At 72.8% G+C, this 15,323-nt stretch carries 13 protein-coding genes; 3 read left to right on the forward strand and 10 right to left on the reverse strand.

What is annotated here, in order from left to right:
• Positions 1-236: 236 nt before the first annotated feature.
• The gene (locus tag EKD16_RS14395; protein ID WP_131098855.1) at positions 237-1,331 is read left to right on the forward strand and encodes a serpin family protein; all 1,095 of its coding nucleotides are present in this window, start codon (positions 237-239) and stop codon (positions 1,329-1,331) included.
• Between the two features lie 147 nt (positions 1,332-1,478).
• On the opposite strand, the gene EKD16_RS14400 is transcribed toward EKD16_RS14395, so the two are convergent.
• From EKD16_RS14400 to valS, 3 genes are all read right to left on the reverse strand, one after another.
• Complete coding sequence (locus tag EKD16_RS14400; protein WP_131098856.1) at positions 1,479-2,258, reverse strand: DUF3710 domain-containing protein; 780 nt, start codon at positions 2,256-2,258, stop codon at positions 1,479-1,481.
• 62 nt (positions 2,259-2,320) lie between these two features.
• The gene (gene dut / locus EKD16_RS14405) at positions 2,321-2,797 is read right to left on the reverse strand and encodes a dUTP diphosphatase (protein ID WP_131098857.1); all 477 of its coding nucleotides are present in this window, start codon (positions 2,795-2,797) and stop codon (positions 2,321-2,323) included.
• 166 nt (positions 2,798-2,963) lie between these two features.
• The gene (valS, locus tag EKD16_RS14410) at positions 2,964-5,546 is read right to left on the reverse strand and encodes a valine--tRNA ligase (protein ID WP_131098858.1); all 2,583 of its coding nucleotides are present in this window, start codon (positions 5,544-5,546) and stop codon (positions 2,964-2,966) included.
• A 271-nt stretch (positions 5,547-5,817) separates the two neighbouring features.
• On the opposite strand from valS, the gene EKD16_RS14415 reads away from it, so the two are divergent.
• The gene (locus tag EKD16_RS14415) at positions 5,818-6,117 is read left to right on the forward strand and encodes a DUF4235 domain-containing protein (RefSeq protein ID WP_131098859.1); all 300 of its coding nucleotides are present in this window, start codon (positions 5,818-5,820) and stop codon (positions 6,115-6,117) included.
• A 63-nt stretch (positions 6,118-6,180) separates the two neighbouring features.
• On the opposite strand, the gene EKD16_RS14420 is transcribed toward EKD16_RS14415, so the two are convergent.
• The 4 genes from EKD16_RS14420 to EKD16_RS14435 form a co-directional block, all read right to left on the reverse strand.
• A complete protein-coding gene (locus tag EKD16_RS14420; protein WP_242676974.1) occupies positions 6,181-7,071 on the reverse strand; it encodes a hypothetical protein in 891 nt (296 codons plus the stop codon).
• 183 nt (positions 7,072-7,254) lie between these two features.
• Positions 7,255-7,554: a DUF4193 domain-containing protein gene (locus tag EKD16_RS14425; protein ID WP_131098860.1), complete on the reverse strand. Its 300-nt coding sequence runs from the start codon at positions 7,552-7,554 to the stop codon at positions 7,255-7,257.
• Between the two features lie 483 nt (positions 7,555-8,037).
• Complete coding sequence (locus tag EKD16_RS14430; RefSeq protein ID WP_131098861.1) at positions 8,038-9,321, reverse strand: sensor histidine kinase; 1,284 nt, start codon at positions 9,319-9,321, stop codon at positions 8,038-8,040.
• Positions 9,318-9,971 carry a response regulator transcription factor gene (locus EKD16_RS14435; protein WP_131098862.1) on the reverse strand — a complete coding sequence of 218 codons (654 nt, stop codon included), beginning with the start codon at positions 9,969-9,971 and terminating at the stop codon, positions 9,318-9,320. The genes EKD16_RS14430 and EKD16_RS14435 overlap by 4 nt, the downstream gene beginning before the upstream one ends.
• A 715-nt stretch (positions 9,972-10,686) precedes the next feature.
• On the opposite strand from EKD16_RS14435, the gene EKD16_RS25395 reads away from it, so the two are divergent.
• Entirely contained in the window at positions 10,687-10,854 is a 168-nt protein-coding gene (locus tag EKD16_RS25395) for a hypothetical protein (RefSeq protein ID WP_165498574.1), read from the forward strand.
• Between the two features lie 211 nt (positions 10,855-11,065).
• Here EKD16_RS25395 and EKD16_RS14440 read toward each other — a convergent pair whose 3' ends face one another.
• From EKD16_RS14440 to EKD16_RS14450, 3 genes are all read right to left on the reverse strand, one after another.
• Positions 11,066-11,887, reverse strand: coding sequence for an inositol monophosphatase family protein (locus EKD16_RS14440; RefSeq protein WP_131098863.1), 822 nt, complete (start codon positions 11,885-11,887; stop codon positions 11,066-11,068).
• An 81-nt stretch (positions 11,888-11,968) separates the two neighbouring features.
• Complete coding sequence (locus tag EKD16_RS14445) at positions 11,969-14,005, reverse strand: S9 family peptidase (RefSeq protein WP_131098864.1); 2,037 nt, start codon at positions 14,003-14,005, stop codon at positions 11,969-11,971.
• 162 nt (positions 14,006-14,167) lie between these two features.
• Entirely contained in the window at positions 14,168-15,205 is a 1,038-nt protein-coding gene (locus tag EKD16_RS14450; RefSeq protein WP_131098865.1) for a ferrochelatase, read from the reverse strand.
• Between the last annotated feature and the right edge of the window lie 118 nt (positions 15,206-15,323).

Genomic DNA, 15,323 nt, shown 5'->3' on the forward strand with positions numbered 1-15,323 from the left:
CCGCTCTTCACTCCTCGCGATCGCTACGCCCTACTACGCCCCATATGCCGCGCCGATCGCGTCGCGTGTGCACCGTGGCACTCGGCCGCACCCGGCGGGCCGGGCGGACCCGTCCGGATGCGGCCGGCCGCACCGCAGCGGTCGGCACGTTCGATGCCGCGATCCCCGCACGCGCGGGCGCGGTCGGGCGCTAGCCTGGCCGCAGAGCCGACCGGCGACCCGCGAGGAGTAGCGCGATGACCGTGTCCCTGCGCACCGAGCACGTCGACTTCGCTCTTCGGGTGAACACCGCGCTGGCGGAGGCGGGCCTGGAGGAACGCGCATGGTCGCCGCTGTCGGTCGCCGCCGCGCTCGGGCTGGTGGCCACCGGCGCGCGGGGGGCCACGCGGCGCGAGTTCGAGCAACTGCTCGGCCGCGACCTCGGCGACCACCTCGCCGCGTTGGACCACGCCGCGGCCGACGCCCCGGAACTCACCACCTCGACCACCCTGTGGGTCCGCCGCGACCTCCCCGTACTTGAGGAGTTCGAGACCGCCGTGCGCGCCCGGCCCGCCTCCTCGGTACGCACCGGCGACTTCGCCGGCGACCCCGACGGCGTGCGCCGCGAGGCCAACGGCGAGGTCGCCGAACTCACCCGCGGGATGATCGAGGAACTGCTGCGGCCCGGCGACATACGCTCCTCCACCCAGGCGCTGCTGCTCAACGCGCTGTGGGTCCGCCTGCGCTGGTCGGCGCCCTTCGACACCGACGCGACCGCGCGCAAACCCTTCCACACGCCGTCGGGCACGCGCCGCGTACCCATGATGCGCCGCCGCGAGCGACGTCCCTACGCCAAGGCCGCCGGCTGGCGCATGGCGACCCTGCCCGCCGACGACGACCTGGCGCTGGACGTGCTGCTGCCCGACGACCCCGACCAGGGGACTGCGCCCGACCCCAAAGCCCTCTCCGCGCTCTACCGCGCGGCCTCCCCCACCGACGTCGACCTCTCACTGCCCCGCTTCGAGGTGCGCTCGCGCACGCCGCTGTCGACGACACTCGCCGACGCGGGCGTTTCCACCGTCTTCACCGACCGGGCCGACCTCTCCGGGGTCGCGGAGCGCCCGCTGCGCATCGACGAGGTCGTCCACGAGGCGGTGCTGCGCGTGGACGAGAAGGGCGCCGAGGGAGCCGCGGCAACGGCGGTGGTGATGCGCACCGTCGCCGCCGTCACCGGAAAACCCGTCCGCTTCGCCGTCGACCGCCCCTTCGCCTTCGTCGTGCGCCGCCGCTCCGCGATCCTGTTCCTGGGCTCGGTGACGGCGCCGCAGGACCCGGGCCCGGCGGAGGAGTGAGTCGCTTACGGGAGTCTTTGGGACCGACCGCGAATGCGGCGGAGAGCACCCATAGGCGGAACCCGCCGGGATGTTCCGGGGTCGGGACCCGCCCGGGACGGTTCCCGGGGGGCCTCGTCCGGTGGAGAACGCCGCCTGGCGGCCTTCTCAGCCGCCGCTCTCCGGGGCCTGACCGCCACCGCTCTGCCCGGACTGGCCGTCGCCCGCGCTGCGCCGCTGCTGAGCGGCCTGGGCCATGGACTGCTGGATCTCCTGGGGCACGACGATCGCCAGCATCTCGCGCGGCGGCGCCGGGGCATCGCCGCGCGCGACCACGATCTGCTGGAACAGCTCCTCGACCTCGGCCATCGCCTCGGGCTTGGACGCGCCGTCGCCGCGGATCACGCCGTGCAGCACCCAGCGCGGCCCGTCCACCCCGATGAAGCGCACCCGCTCGCCGAGCTGGCGCCCCTGGTCGTCCTTCTTTCCGGCCACCGGCACGACGGCGCGCAACTCCGGGCCGAAGGTGCCCTCGAAATCGTCGACCTTGCCGCCCTGGGAGGTCACCTGAGAGCGCAGCTCCTCCAGCATCTCCGACCAGATCCCGCTGGACTTGGGCGCCGCGAAGGGCTGCACCTGCAGCGCCGAACTTTGAGTGCGCAACGTGACCCCGATGATGCGGTTCTGCTGGGAGGCGACGTTGACCTGGACCTCGATGCCCGTGCGGACCGGGATGCGCACCGCGCCCAGATCCATCCGCTGTTCCTCCGGCGCATCCTCGGCCGAGTCCCACGGCCCGTCGGCGCGATGGCGGTCGGCCTCCTTCTCCGGCTCCGGCGGGTCCTCGGGCCGACCGGCGAAGTCGCCCTCGGCGCCGCCCGCGCCCGCGGTCTCGGCAGGGCCGTCGGCGCCCTGGCCGTCCTTCTTCTTGCGTCGGCGTCCGAACACGCCCTACACCTCTCCCGCTTCGTCGTACCCGGCGCCCGCGGCGCCGGGGGTGCCGGTCGTCGTCAACTGCCCGCCGCGTGGCCGCCGGTGGAACCGAAACCGCCCGTTCCGCGCACCGACTCCGGAAGCGCGTCGACCTCGCAGAACACCGCACGCGCCACCCGCTGCACGACCAGCTGGGCGATGCGGTCGCCGCGGGCGAGCTTGACCGGGGTGGCCGTGTCCGTGTTGAGCAGGGTCACCCGCACCTCGCCGCGGTAACCGGCGTCGATGGTGCCGGGCGCGTTGACCAGGGTCAGCCCGCATCGGGCGGCGAGGCCGGAGCGGGGATGCACGAAACCCGCGTAGCCCTCGGGCAGCGCGACGGCGACGCCGGTTCCGACGACCGCCCGCTGCCCGGGTTCGACCACGACGTCCTCGGCGGTGACGAGGTCGGCGCCGGCGTCACCGGGATGCGCGTAGCCCGGCAGGGGCAGATCGGGGTCGAGGCGGCGGATCAGGACCTCGGGGCCGCCGCCGCTGTGGGATTCACTACTCACACTCAGCGAGCTTATCGCGGTCCGCGGCCTTTGCCGGACACGGAGCGGGCCCGGCGAAGGCGGGGCGCGTGCGCGCCGCCCTCGGAGCGCAACCGCGCCCCTTCAGCCCGGGCCGACGGCGCCGACTGCCATGCGCCCCCGCCGGCCCGGCCCCGGAGCCGCTGCGCTACCGCGGGTCCGCTTCGGCCGCGGGCAGGCTGACCTCGACCTGCAGCTCGGTGTCGTCGGTGGCCTCGAAGTCCAGCCGGGCGGCGCGCCCCGCCGCGGCGAGGTCGTCGCCCGCCAGCCGCACCCGGTTGACGTCCTTGCCGCGCACCGCGACGCGTTCGATCTCGGCGCGCATGGACAGCTTGGCTTCGGACTTCGCCTTGCGGACCATGCGCAGCACCTCCGAGGCCGACGCGAGAACGACCGGGTCGCCCTCGCGCGCGGCGGAGCGGAACTCCTCGGCCCCGGGCCACGGCTCGCCGTGCACCGAGCCCTCGTGCCACCAGCTCCACACCTCGTCGGCGACGAAGGGCACGAACGGCGCGAAGAGCCGCTGCAGCGCCGAGAGCGCGATCAGCAGCGCCGCGCGCGCCGAGGTGGCCGCGGGCGAGGCGCTGTCGTAGGCGCGGGCCTTGACCAGCTCCAGGTAGTCGTCGCAGAACTCCCAGAAGAACCGCTCGACCCGTTCCAGGGCGCGGGTGTGGTCGTAGCCCTCGAATGCCGTCGTGGCGTCCTCGACGACGTCGGCGAGGGTCGCCAGCATCGAGCGGTCCAGCGGCTCGGTGACCGCTTCGGGGTCGGCGGGGGTGTCCTCGCCGGCGACCGACAGCGCGAACTTGCTCGCATTCAGGATCTTGATGCCCAGCCGCCGGCCGACCTTCATCTGGCCTTCGTCCAGCGCGGTGTCCGCGCCGAGGCGACCGCTGGCCGCCCAGTAGCGGATGGCGTCGGAGCTGTACTTCTCCAGCAGGTCGATGGGCGTGACGACGTTGCCCTTGGACTTGGACATCTTCTTGCGGTCGGGGTCGAGGATCCACCCCGAGACGGCGGTGCCGTGCCAGGGCAGGCTGCCGTGCTCGAAGTGCGACCGCACCACCGTGGCGAACAGCCAGGTGCGGATGATGTCCTGCCCCTGGGGCCGCAGGTCCATCGGGAAGACCCGCTCGAACAGGTCCGGGTCGCGCTCCCAGCCGCCGGCGATCTGCGGCGTCAGCGACGAGGTGGCCCAGGTGTCCATGATGTCGGGATCGCCGGTGAATCCGCCCGGTCGGCCGCGCTGGTCGGCGGTGTAACCCTCGGGGGTGTCGGAGCTGGGGTCGACCGGCAGCCGGGACTCGGCCGGCAGCAGCGGGGAGTCGTAGTCGGGGTTGCCCTCGCCGTCCAGCGCATACCAGACGGGGAACGGGACGCCGAAGAAGCGCTGGCGGCTGATCAGCCAGTCGCCGTTGAGGCCCTCGACCCAGTGCTCGTAGCGCGAGCGCATGTGGTCGGGGTACCAGTTCAGCTCCCGCCCGCGTGCCAGCAGGTCGTCGCGCACGCCGGTGTCCCGCCCGCCGTTGCGGATGTACCACTGGCGGGTGGTGACGATCTCCAGCGGCTTGTCGCCCTTCTCGTAGAACTTCACCGGGTGGGTGATGGGGCTGGGCTCGGCGAGGAGGTCGCCCGACTCGCGCAGCAGCTCGACCATGCGTTCGCGGGCGGTGTGCACGGTGGCGCCGGCCAGGCGCGCGTAGGCGTCGCCGCCGCCCGCCGCGGCGACGGCCTCCGGCGGCTCGGAGACGATACGGCCGTCCCAGCCGACGACGGGCCGGGTGGGCAGCTGCAGCTCGCGCCACCAGGTGACGTCGGTGGTGTCGCCGAAGGTGCAGATCATCGCGACGCCGGAGCCCTTCTCCGGGTCGGCCAGGCGGTGCGCAACGACGGGGACCTCGACCCCGAAGACCGGCGTGCGCACCGTGCTGCCGAACAGGTCGCGGTACCGCTCGTCGTCGGGGTGGGCCACCAGCGCGACGCAGGCGGGCAGCAGTTCGGGACGCGTGGTCTCGATGACGACCGGCTCCGCTCCCGCGCCGTGGAAGGCGACCTTGTGGTAGGCGCTGGGCCGCTCACGGTCCTCCAGCTCGGCCTGCGCCACGGCGGTGCGGAAGGTGACGTCCCACAGCGTGGGTGCCTCGGCCATGTAGGCCTCGCCGCGGGCGAGGTTGCGCAGGAAGGCGCGCTGCGAGGCGGCGCGGGAGTTGTCGTCGATGGTGGCGTAGGTGTAGCGCCAGTCGACGCTGAGGCCCAGCCGCCGCCAGATGCCCTCGAAAACCTTCTCGTCCTCGACGGTCAGCCGGTCGCACAGCTCGATGAAGTTGCGCCGCGAGATGGGCACCTGCCGCTTGGGGTCGGGCTTGGCCGGCGGGGTGAAGTCGGGGTCGTAGGCGACGCTCGGGTCGCAGCGCACACCGTAGTAGTTCTGCACCCGCCGCTCGGTGGGCAGCCCGTTGTCGTCCCAGCCCATCGGGTAGAAGACCGACTTGCCGCGCATCCGCTGGAAGCGGGCGATGGTGTCGGTATGGGTGTAGGAGAAGACGTGCCCGATGTGCAGCGAACCGGAGACCGTGGGCGGCGGGGTGTCGATCGCGTAGATCTCGGAGCGGCTTCTGGTGCGGTCGAAGTGGTAGACGCCCGACTCGTCCCATACGTCGACCCATTTCTCCTCGATACCGTCGAGCGAGGGCTTGTCGGGCACACGGAAGGAACGCGAGCGGTTGGTCATGCGCCAATGGTATTGGTTTCGCGGCCCTGGTCGCTCCGCTTCGCCGCCCCTCGGACGAGGCGCTCCGGGCGAAGCCGCCGTCGGCGGCGACGCGCCCCCGCGGGGCGACGGGCCGCCGCGCGCAGCATGACAGTATTCCGGCAGGCGCATCCGCCGACCGGGGCGCGCCGGCGGGCGAGGCTCGCCCGAGCGCCGCTCGCGGCTACGCGGATGCGGGCGGCCGCATCACGGCCGCGTGGCCAGTGAGGCTAGAAGGGAAGCGATCCGACAGATGGCTAAGAAGAGGAACGGTGAGTTCGCCGCACAGGTCGTCGGCAGCGTCACCGCTCTTGCGGCGGCCTTCGTCGCCCGCAAGGCACTGACGTTCGCCTGGACCCAGGCCACCGGCAAGGCTCCGCCGACCGAGCCGGAGTCCCCGGACGTCAGTCTGAGTGAGGCGCTGGGCTGGGCCGTGGTCACCGGTGTCGGCATGGAGGTCACCCGCGTGCTCGCGGTGCGCGCCGCCTACCGCCGGTTCTTCGACGCGGGCCACCAGAGCGGCGTCGTGGGCATCGACGTGGACGTCGACTGACCGGGCGCCCGCGTGCGCTCCCCCGCCGGCGCGGCGGCCGGCCGCCGCGTCGGCGGGGGCGCCTCAGCGGCCCCGGGTGAGCTCGCTCCCCGCCTCGTCGCCGTCGGAGTCGAGCCCGCGCGTCGCCGGTGCGTCCGGCAGCCCGCGGCCGCGCAGGTCCTTGCGCACCGATTCGGCCAGGGCGCGGGTGGCTGCGCGGTTGAGCGCGCCCCCGGCCACGGCTCCGGTCAGGTAGGGCCCCAGCGTCGACAGGTGGCGCCCCATGAGCCGCAGCAGCCGGCGGCGCAGCGCCGCCTTGGCCGCCGCCCCCAGCGTCACCGACAGCGACTCGCCGGCACTGAGGGGGTCGATCCCGCGCTTGCGGGCCCAGGCCGCCACGTAGCCGCTGGTGCGTTGCAGGCGCGATCCGGGCGCGGGCGCGCCGTAGACCTCGTGCAGTTCGGCGATGAGCTTGACCTCGACCGCGGCGACGACGACCGTCTCGGCCACGATCTGGGCAGGCGCCGAAAGCAGTAGCGGCGGCGCGGTGAACTGCACCGCGGCCAGCGCGCCGCCGGCGGCGCCCACGGTTGTCGTGGCATGCGAGGCGTTGCGCGCCAGCGCATCGGCGAGGTCCTCGCCGTCGAGGCCCTCGTGGTGGCGCATCAGGGTCTCGCGGTCGCGCACCGGGATGCGCGGCGCGATCTCGTTGGCGAACATGTCGGCCAGCCACCGCCCGCCCGCGGCCCCGCCGTCGCGCGCCGCCCGCGCGCGCCCGGACAGCGCCGCGGCAAGCCGGCCCAAAAGCCCGGCCCGGCGCTTGGAGTCGGTGTCCCCGGCGTCGAGGATCTCGCCCACCAGGGCGCCGATATCGTCCTGTCCGGCCACCGCGATCTCGGTGCCCGGCTCGGCGCCGTCGCGCCGCCGCGATCCGTTGTCGGCCCACCCGCCGTCTGCGGCACTATCCTCGGACATCGGCCCCCCAATTCCCAGCTTTCTCTCAGCTGCGGTCTCCGCACTTACAAAGCTAAGGGAAGCCGGGAATCAATAGCGGACCGCGAGCCGCAAAGGACGATGCGTCCCCGGGGGGACCCGGGGACGCATCACATGCCGCGGCGAAAGCCGGTCGAGGCATTCGGGGAAAGGACGCCGCCGGGCTCAGGCGGCGCACTCCTTGCAGACGAGCTGCCCCTTCCTCTGCTCAGCCAACTGGCTGCGGTGGTGCACCAGGAAGCAGCGCGAGCAGGTGAACTCGTCGGCCTGGCGCGGAAGCACCCGGACCGCCAACTCCTCACCGGAGAGGTCGGCGCCGGGGAGTTCCATCCCCTCGGCGACCTCGTCGGGGTCGACGTCGATGGTGCTGGTGCCCTTGTCGACGCGGCGGGCCTGCAGCTCCTGCAGGCTGTCCTCGTTGATGTCCTCGTCGGTCTTACGCGGGCTGTCGTAATCGGTGGCCATTTGGCTAACTCCATCCCCCTCGTTCTATGCCTCGTCGCGCGCTACCAACGCTTGAGAGCCTCGTTTTGTGCCCGAACCCGCTGGAAACTTCCGCCGGCGTAAGTGGACTATGACCCCTCCCGGGTGCAGTCGCACCACATAGCAGCACCCTGTGAATGGAACCGATCGCGCCTCGTCGCGCCGTGGATCCACTCGTCCTCATGTGCTACCCAACGCCTGCCGGATTCCGACCTGTTTCCACGTCTTTCCTCGCTCCTCGGGAGCACCCGGTACTCGCAAGCGGCGAGGTAAGAACATACACGCGCACTGCGGTGTTTATTCCCGCAGCGTTCACGCCCGGGAGAGCATACCCACCCGCGGCGTACGCACGGTCCCGGGGTCGTCGTGTCGTAGAACACGTATGAGTATCACGCCTGAGCCCCGACGCGCAGGATCTTCGGCGACCCCGCAACCGGCCGGAGGCACCCGGGCGGCCAGATGCTACTACCTGGCGGGCGAGGCCGACGCGTCGCGGTGCTCGCCGGGGAAGCGCACGGTGACGACGAGGCCGCCGCCCTGGCGCGGCCAGACACTGACCGACGCGCCGTGCGCACGCACGACCGAGCGCACGATCGACAGGCCCAGCCCGGCGCTGCGCCCGGATTTGACGCGGTCGCCCGAGGCCCGGCGGAACGGCTCGAACAGGCCCTCGATCTCGTATCCGGCGATGACCGGACCGGAGTTCTCCACCTGCACCGCCGGGGAGTTCTCGTAGATGCCCGAGCGCACGGTGATCTCACCGCCGCTGACGTTGTAGCGCAGCGCGTTCTCCATCAGATTGGCCACCAGGCGCTCCAGCAGCACGGGGTCGCCGATGACCCCGGCGCCGCGCAGATCGGTGCGCAGGGTCACGTCCGACTTCTCCAGCTCCTCGGTGAGCTGGCTGAGCACGGACTCCACGACCTCGCCCACGTCGACCTGGGTGCGCACGTCGAGTTCGCGGTCGCTCTTGGCCAGGAACAGCAGGCCGTCGATGAGGCGCTCGTGGCGGGAGTTGGTCTCCAGCAGCGTGCGGCCGACGGTTTTCAGGTCGGCGGAGGCGTCGGGGTCGCTGAGGGCGACCTCCAGCAGCGTGCGGTTGATGGCCAGCGGGGTGCGCAGTTCATGGGAGGCGTTGGCGACGAAGCGGCGCTGGCCGTCGAAGGCGCGGTCCAGACGCTCCAGCATCCCGTCGAAGGTGTCGGCCAGCTCGCGGATCTCGTCGTCGGGGCCGTCCAGGGCGATGCGCTCGTGCAGGGAGCGCTCGGAGAGCCGCCGCGCGATATGGGTGATCTTGTGCAGCGGCGACAGTGCACGGCCCGCGACGAAGTAGCCCAGCCCGACGGCCAGCAGGCCCACGATGACCAGGGCGATGACCGAGAAGCGGGTGACCTCGGCCAGCACCATCTCGATCCACTCGGTCTTGTATTCCTCCAGCTCGGCCGGGGCGGTGTTGGGCATCGTGAAATTGAGGTTGTCGAGCAGCCCCGCCACGATGATGTAGTTCAGCAGCACCAGCAGCGACCCGGCGGCGAAGAACAGCATCCCGTAGATCAGGGTGAGGCGCGCGCGCAGGCTGAGGTTGTCGGTGAAGCGGTAAACGCCGCCGGCGACCGGCCCCGGCGGCTTGGCCGAGGATGCGGAGGGCTCGGCGGAGAGCCGCCGCCAGGTTCCGGTGTCCCCCGGCGGAGTCGGCGCCACCTCCTGCGGGGAGGCGCCGTTGTCCGGGCGCTGTTCCGGCGCGGTCAAATCCGGTACCCCGCGCCGGGAACCGTCTGGATGACCGGGGGCTCGCCGAGCTTCTTGCGCAGTGTCATGACGGTGACGCGCACGACGTTGGTGAACGGGTCGGCGTACTCGTCCCAGGCCTTCTCCAGCAGCCCTTCGGCGCTGACCACCGTGCCGCCCGCGCGCATGAGCACCTCCAGCACGGCGAACTCCTTGGGCGTCAGGGAGACGTTCCGGCCGTCGCGCTGGACGGTGTGGTTGGCCGGGTCCAGCTCGATGCCCTCGCGGCGCAGCACGGGCGGCAGCGGCGGGACGGCCCGGCGGCCCAGCGCCCGGACGCGGGCGATGAGCTCGGCGAAGGCGAAGGGCTTGGTGATGTAGTCGTCGGCGCCCAGGGTCAGGCCCTCGACCTTGTCCTCCAGCTCGGCGGAGGCGGTCAGCATCAGAATGCGGCCCGTGTAGCTCTGGGCGACCAGGGCGCGGGCGACGTCGTCGCCGTGGACTCCCGGCAGGTCGCGGTCGAGGACGACGACGTCGTAGTCGTTGACGCCGACGTGCTCCAATGCGCTGTCGCCGTCGTAGACCACATCGACGGCCATGGACTCGCGGCGGAGCCCGACGGCGACCGTGTCGGCCAGAACCTGCTCGTCTTCGACCACGAGTACGCGCACTGTGAGTTCGTCGTCCTTAGCTCTTCCACGGCCGGGGTGGGCCGCTGCCGGCGCATCCCCCAACACACCGGCAGCGGCGCTTATGACCCCCGGCTGCACTTACCGTTATCGCATCCGCCCGATAAGGATGAGGTAAGCCCCTGCGTCCCGTGGGAACGCTGCGGACCTGCGCCCGCCGACCTCCGTGCGGAGGTGGGCGGACGGCCCCATCCCGAGCCGGAGAGGCTCCGGCGGCGGATGCGCGGCAACCCGGGGTAGCCGCCGGGGAGCCGGCTTCCGCGATGGACCCGAAGCCGCATCGCCGCCCCTTGCGCGGCTCCCTCGTCGTGCGCGGGTGTCGCTGCCGACGTATCCCCCAACCGCCGGCAGCGACGATCACCCCGCACATTTCGAATCTGACACATCCAGGATAAGAAAGAAGTAAGCCCTGGCCTACATCGCGAAATGTGGTGTAGGGCACCGTGCGGGCCGGTCGCGCGGACGGGCGGCGACGTGGTCGAGTGTCCCACGGCGGGCCACCGGTCCTTCGGGGCGCGCAAGACCCCGCCCGCCCGGGAGAATCACAGCTCGGTCACGCACGTTTGACCGGACCGCAGACGTGGGTATGGCCGTCACCTGCGGGTCGCGTCCGGTCTCGACACCGCAGTCCCCTGTCTGGCTGAACCAGCGCCCCAACGGCGCTGTCCAGCACTGACGCGATGAAAAGTGAGGTGAAATGGGCGAGTTCCGCGCGGAGATCAAGGGCCGCATCATGGAGATCCGCCAGTCGCTTCAGGCGGCGCAGGCCGCGGGAGACGAAGACCTCGCCGACGTCCACCTGTCGGAAATCGAGGACCTGCACCGCATCGCCGCTCGCAACGGAGTCGACACCGGCTGCGTGTGAGCACCGCATAGGGCGCCGTCTCGAAGCACTTCGGCCTCGACCCGAAGCGGCGCGCAGCAGAGGCCGAGCCGGTCGCCGCGGCGGGGCTGGGAGGGCAGTTCCGCCGCGACCGACGACGATTCCGCCCCCGGAGCGCGCGGCTCCGGGGGCGGTCTCGTGTCCGCCTGTCCGTTCCCGGGCGGGCATGGCGGCGTTGGGGCCGCAAGCGGCCTCAGCCCGCCGCGGGGACGTCGGTGTCGGCGCCCAGCGGGGCGAGCAGATCGTGCAGCTGCGCGAACAGCTCGGGCGGGGCCGCGATCAGCAGCTCGGAGTTGGGCGGTGCGCCGTGCAGGCCGCCGACCCGGGCGCCGGCCTCCTGGGCGATGAGGGCCGCAGCGCCCCAGTCCCACTGGTTGAGCCCGCGCTCGTAGTAGGCGTCGGAACGGCCGCGCGCCAGCTCGCACAGGTCAACGGAGGCCGAGCCGCCGCGCCGGATGTCGCGGATGCGCGGCAGTACCGCGCGCAGCACCTCGGCCTGCTGGGCCCGCCGCCCGGCGTCGTAGCCGAACCCGGTGGCCACCAGCGCCAACTCCAGCGGGACGGCCGGCGCCGCGCTGATGGGCTCGCCGTTGCAGAACGCCCCGCCACCGAGCACAGCGGTGTACAGGTCGCCGCGCGCGGGTGCGTAGACCGCGCCCGCCACCACCTCGCCGCCGGTCTCCGCGGCGATGGACACGGCCCACTCAGCCCGGCCGTAGAGGTAGTTGACGGTGCCGTCGATGGGGTCGACGATCCAGCGGACGGCGCCCTGGCCGGGCTCGGCGCCGCCTTCCTCCCCCAGCACGGGATCGCCGGGGCGGATCCCGTGGATGCGTTTGCGGATCGACGCCTCGACCGAGCGGTCCATCTCGGTGACGACGTCGGTGGGCGAGGACTTGGTGTCGAGGACCCCGATCCCGGCCTGGCCCTCGGCCGCGGCGCGACCGCCCTCCTGGGCGGCCTCCACCGCCAGGGCCAGCAGCGCCGCCCGGTCCTCACTCGGTGTCGTGGACATCGGTCCCCCGTTCGTGGTTCTGCGCCTGAGCGGGCGCGGATTCGCCCACCCGGTTGCGTGTACGTGCCGGGCCCGAGCCGCTCACAGCAGGGCCGGCCGCTCCCAGTCCTTGCCGAGCACGTGGTGGTCGAGGAAGGCGAGCACGGTTTCGTACCAGACCTTGATGTTGCCCGGTGCGAGGATCCAGTGGTTCTCATCGGGGAAGTACAGGAACTTGGCGTCGGCGTCGCGGCTGACGAGGTCCCACCACAGCCGCAGCCCCTCCCCGATGGGCACCCGGTAGTCCTTGTCGCCGTGGATGACCAGCATGGGCGTGCGGATCTCGGCGGCACTGGAGTCCGGCGAGGCGCTGCGGTAGCGCTCGGGGTTGTCGGCGGGGCGGCCGAACTCGGCCATCCAGTCGGCGGGGTAGTCGGTCGCCCCGGAGAACGCCTCCAGCGACCAGAGCGAGGCGTGGGTGACCACGGCCGAGAAGCGGTCGGTGTGCCCGGCGATCCAGTTGGCCATGTAGCCGCCGAAGGAGCCCCCCATGGCACCGGTGCGGGAGCCGTCGACGTCCTCCCGTGCGGCGGCGGCATCGGTCGCGGCCATCAGGTCGGCGAAGGTGCGCTCGCCCCACGAGCCCCAGGCGCGGCGGCGCATGCGGGGGCCGTAGCCGGTGGACAGCGCCGGGTCGGGTAGCAGCACCGCGTAGCCGCGGGCGGCGAGCAGCCACGGATTCCACCGCCAGGACCAGCCGTTGAAGCTCATGTAGGGGCCGCCGTGCACCCACAGGACCAGCGGCGCGGGCGACTCGGCCGAGGCGCCCGCGGGCAGCACCAGCCAGCCGCGGATGCGCATGCCGTCGTCGGCCTCGGTCTCGATTTCGGTCAGGGTGCCGGGCAGCTCCAGCCGCTGCTGCGGCGAGCGGAGCCGCACCGGGTGCGCGCCCGGGGCGGATGCGTCCTCGATCCGTACGGGCGTGGGCGGCTCGTCCACGGAGTGGCGCAGCGCGAAGAGCGCGGTGCCCGTGGGCGCGGGGTTGAGCCCCGAGTAGGCGCCGTCGTCGGCGGTGATGCGCACGGGCCCGCCGGAAGCCGGCTCGGTGCCGATACGGAAGACGGGGCAGCGGCCGTCGTCGTCGGCGCTGAACAGTACGGCCGAGGAGTCGGGGGTCCAGGCGTACTCAGCGGGCCACAGGTCGTGCTCGGGCAGCAGGTCGCGACCTTCTCCGGTGGCCAGGTCCACCAGCCACAGGGTGGTGTCGCGGGGTTCGCCGCCGGGGCCCTCCTCGCCGTCGAACTCGCGGCGTGCCACGACGCGGCGGCCGTCGGGCGAGACCGCGGGGGCGCTGAAGTGGTAGTCGGCGTCGGCGGCGAGCACGCGCCGCTCACCGGTGGCGGCGTCGACGGCGACCAACCGTTCGCGACGGGCGCCGCCACCGGTGGCCACGCTCCAGTCGGTGACGACGGTGGCGCCGTCGGGGGTGATGTCGGGATTCCGGTCGAACAGGCCCATGCCCGGTTCGGGGGTGAGGTCGGCGGGAGCGCCGAGCCCGGCGCCGGAGTCGGCGGGTGCAGCCGCGGTGAACAGCCGAGGGCGGGCCGGGCCGAGGTCGCGGTCCCAGCTCCGGACGGGGAAGGACTCGTGCAGGATCGCGCTCACGCCCGCGTCGGTGCGGGCCTTGCGGGCCTGTGCGTCGGCTTCGGCGTCGGCGGCGCCGGGGTGCACCTCGGAGGTGTAGACGACGGTTCCGGCACGGCGGGCGACGGCGAGGGCGCCGAAGCCGCCGGGGTGCTGGGCCACGCAGCGGGCCTCGCCCCCGCCCGCGGGCAGCAGCCACAGCGACGGGGCGTCCGCGGAAGAGGCCGCGTCGGGGTCGGGGCGGCCCGAGACGAACAGCAGGGAGCCGTCGGGCAGGAAGGCGGGGCCGCTCTCGCCCGCGGCGGAGCGCGTCAGTCGGCGGGGCTCGGCCGCGCCGGCGGGGTCGAGTTCCCACAGGGCGGTGCGGAAGCCGCGCCCGTCCGCCTTGAGCTCGGTGACGGGGGCGATCAGCCGGGTGCCGTCGGGAGAGAGGACCAGTCCCCCCACGCGCCGCAGTCCGACGTACTCCTCGGGGTCATACCAGGTGTGAACCACGTCGCGCGACTTCCCCTTCCGGCCTTGTTCGGCTGTCTGTCGGCCGCCGCCGGGTGCCGCCCGCCCGGGGGCGGTGCTCCGGCGGCTTTCGGATGCCCTGCGGCATCCGCCCGGAATCGACCCTATCGGGCACGGGCTCGCCCGGAGCATCCGCCGAGTCGCTCATCCCTGCCGGCAGCAGCCCTCGGGGCAGTCGTGGCAGGCCGGCAGGGAGGTCAGGCCGAAGGGCTCGGCCCAGGCGGCGCGCTCGGCGACGAGTTCGCGCGCCATCGTCACGAACCGCGGGTGCGTCCCCGGGCTGAGCGCGCGGACGTAGTGCAGGCCCAGCTCGCGGGCGGTCTCGCTCGCCTCGTTGTCGAGGTCGTACTTGACCTCCATGTGGTCGGAGACGAACCCGTAGGGCACGACGACCACCGCGGTGGTGCCCTGCTCGGCCAGTTCGGCGAGGCGGTCGTTGACATCGGGCTCCAGCCACGGCTGGGAGGGCGGCCCGCTGCGGCTCTGATAGACGAGGTCGTAGGGGTGCTCCTCGCCCAGCCGTTCACTGACCAGGCGGGCGACCTCGCCGAGCTGGGCGACGTAGGCGCCGCCGGGGCCGTGGTCGTTGCCGGGCGCGCCGCTGGCCTCGGCCATCGCGGTGGGGATGGAGTGCGCGGAGAACAGCAGGCGGGCGCCGCCGCGCTGGTCCCGGGGGAGCCGGTCGAGGGCGTCGAGGGTGTGCTCCACCAGCGGCTCGACGAAGCCGGGGTGGTCGAAGAAGGGCCGGATCAGTTCGATGTCGGGGGCCTCGGGGCCGACCGCCTCGCGCGCGGCGGCGATGTCGTCGAGGTAGGCCCGGTGGCTGGAGTAGTTGCTGTAGGCCGAGGTCGCCATCGCCACGACCCGCCGCACGCCGTCTGCGGCCATCCGGGCGACGGTGTCGCTCAGCATCGGGTTCCAGAACCGGTTGCCCCAGTAGATCGGCAGCTCCACGCCGGCGCCGGCGAAGTCGGCCTGCAGGGCGGCGATCAGCTCCCGGCACTGCTCGTTGATCGGACTGACACCGCCGTAGAGGTAGTAGTGCTGTCCGACTTCGGCCAGGCGTTCCCGGGGGATGTTGCGGCCGCGGGTGACGTTCTCCAGGAACGGTATGACGTCGTCCTCGGCTTCGGGGCCACCGAAGGACACGAGCAGGAAGGCGTCGTAGGGCTCGTAGGGCATGCCCCCATCCAACCAGCTCGCCGCAGGGTGCCCGCTCCGGGCGCGGGTCGCGCGTGTCACCGTCCCACCGGCCGTACGCGCCTCCCGGTCTGCTCCGGGCGCCCTGCCGGTAGTCTGC

It is taken from the genome of Streptomonospora litoralis (genome assembly GCF_004323735.1).
GTDB classification, from domain to species: domain Bacteria; phylum Actinomycetota; class Actinomycetes; order Streptosporangiales; family Streptosporangiaceae; genus Streptomonospora; species Streptomonospora litoralis.

Excerpts from the sequence above, each read along its gene's own strand:
- EKD16_RS14440 (WP_131098863.1), bottom strand. The coding sequence starts at position 11,887 with ATGTCCACGACACCGAGTGAGGACCGGGCGGCGCTGCTGGCCCTGGCG.
- valS (WP_131098858.1), bottom strand. The coding sequence starts at position 5,546 with ATGACCAACCGCTCGCGTTCCTTCCGTGTGCCCGACAAGCCCTCGCTC.
- EKD16_RS14395 (WP_131098855.1), top strand. The coding sequence starts at position 237 with ATGACCGTGTCCCTGCGCACCGAGCACGTCGACTTCGCTCTTCGGGTG.
- EKD16_RS14415 (WP_131098859.1), top strand. The coding sequence starts at position 5,818 with ATGGCTAAGAAGAGGAACGGTGAGTTCGCCGCACAGGTCGTCGGCAGC.
- EKD16_RS14425 (WP_131098860.1), bottom strand. The coding sequence starts at position 7,554 with ATGGCCACCGATTACGACAGCCCGCGTAAGACCGACGAGGACATCAAC.
- EKD16_RS14420 (WP_242676974.1), bottom strand. The coding sequence starts at position 7,071 with ATGTCCGAGGATAGTGCCGCAGACGGCGGGTGGGCCGACAACGGATCG.
- EKD16_RS14450 (WP_131098865.1), bottom strand. The coding sequence starts at position 15,205 with ATGCCCTACGAGCCCTACGACGCCTTCCTGCTCGTGTCCTTCGGTGGC.
- EKD16_RS25395 (WP_165498574.1), top strand. The coding sequence starts at position 10,687 with ATGGGCGAGTTCCGCGCGGAGATCAAGGGCCGCATCATGGAGATCCGC.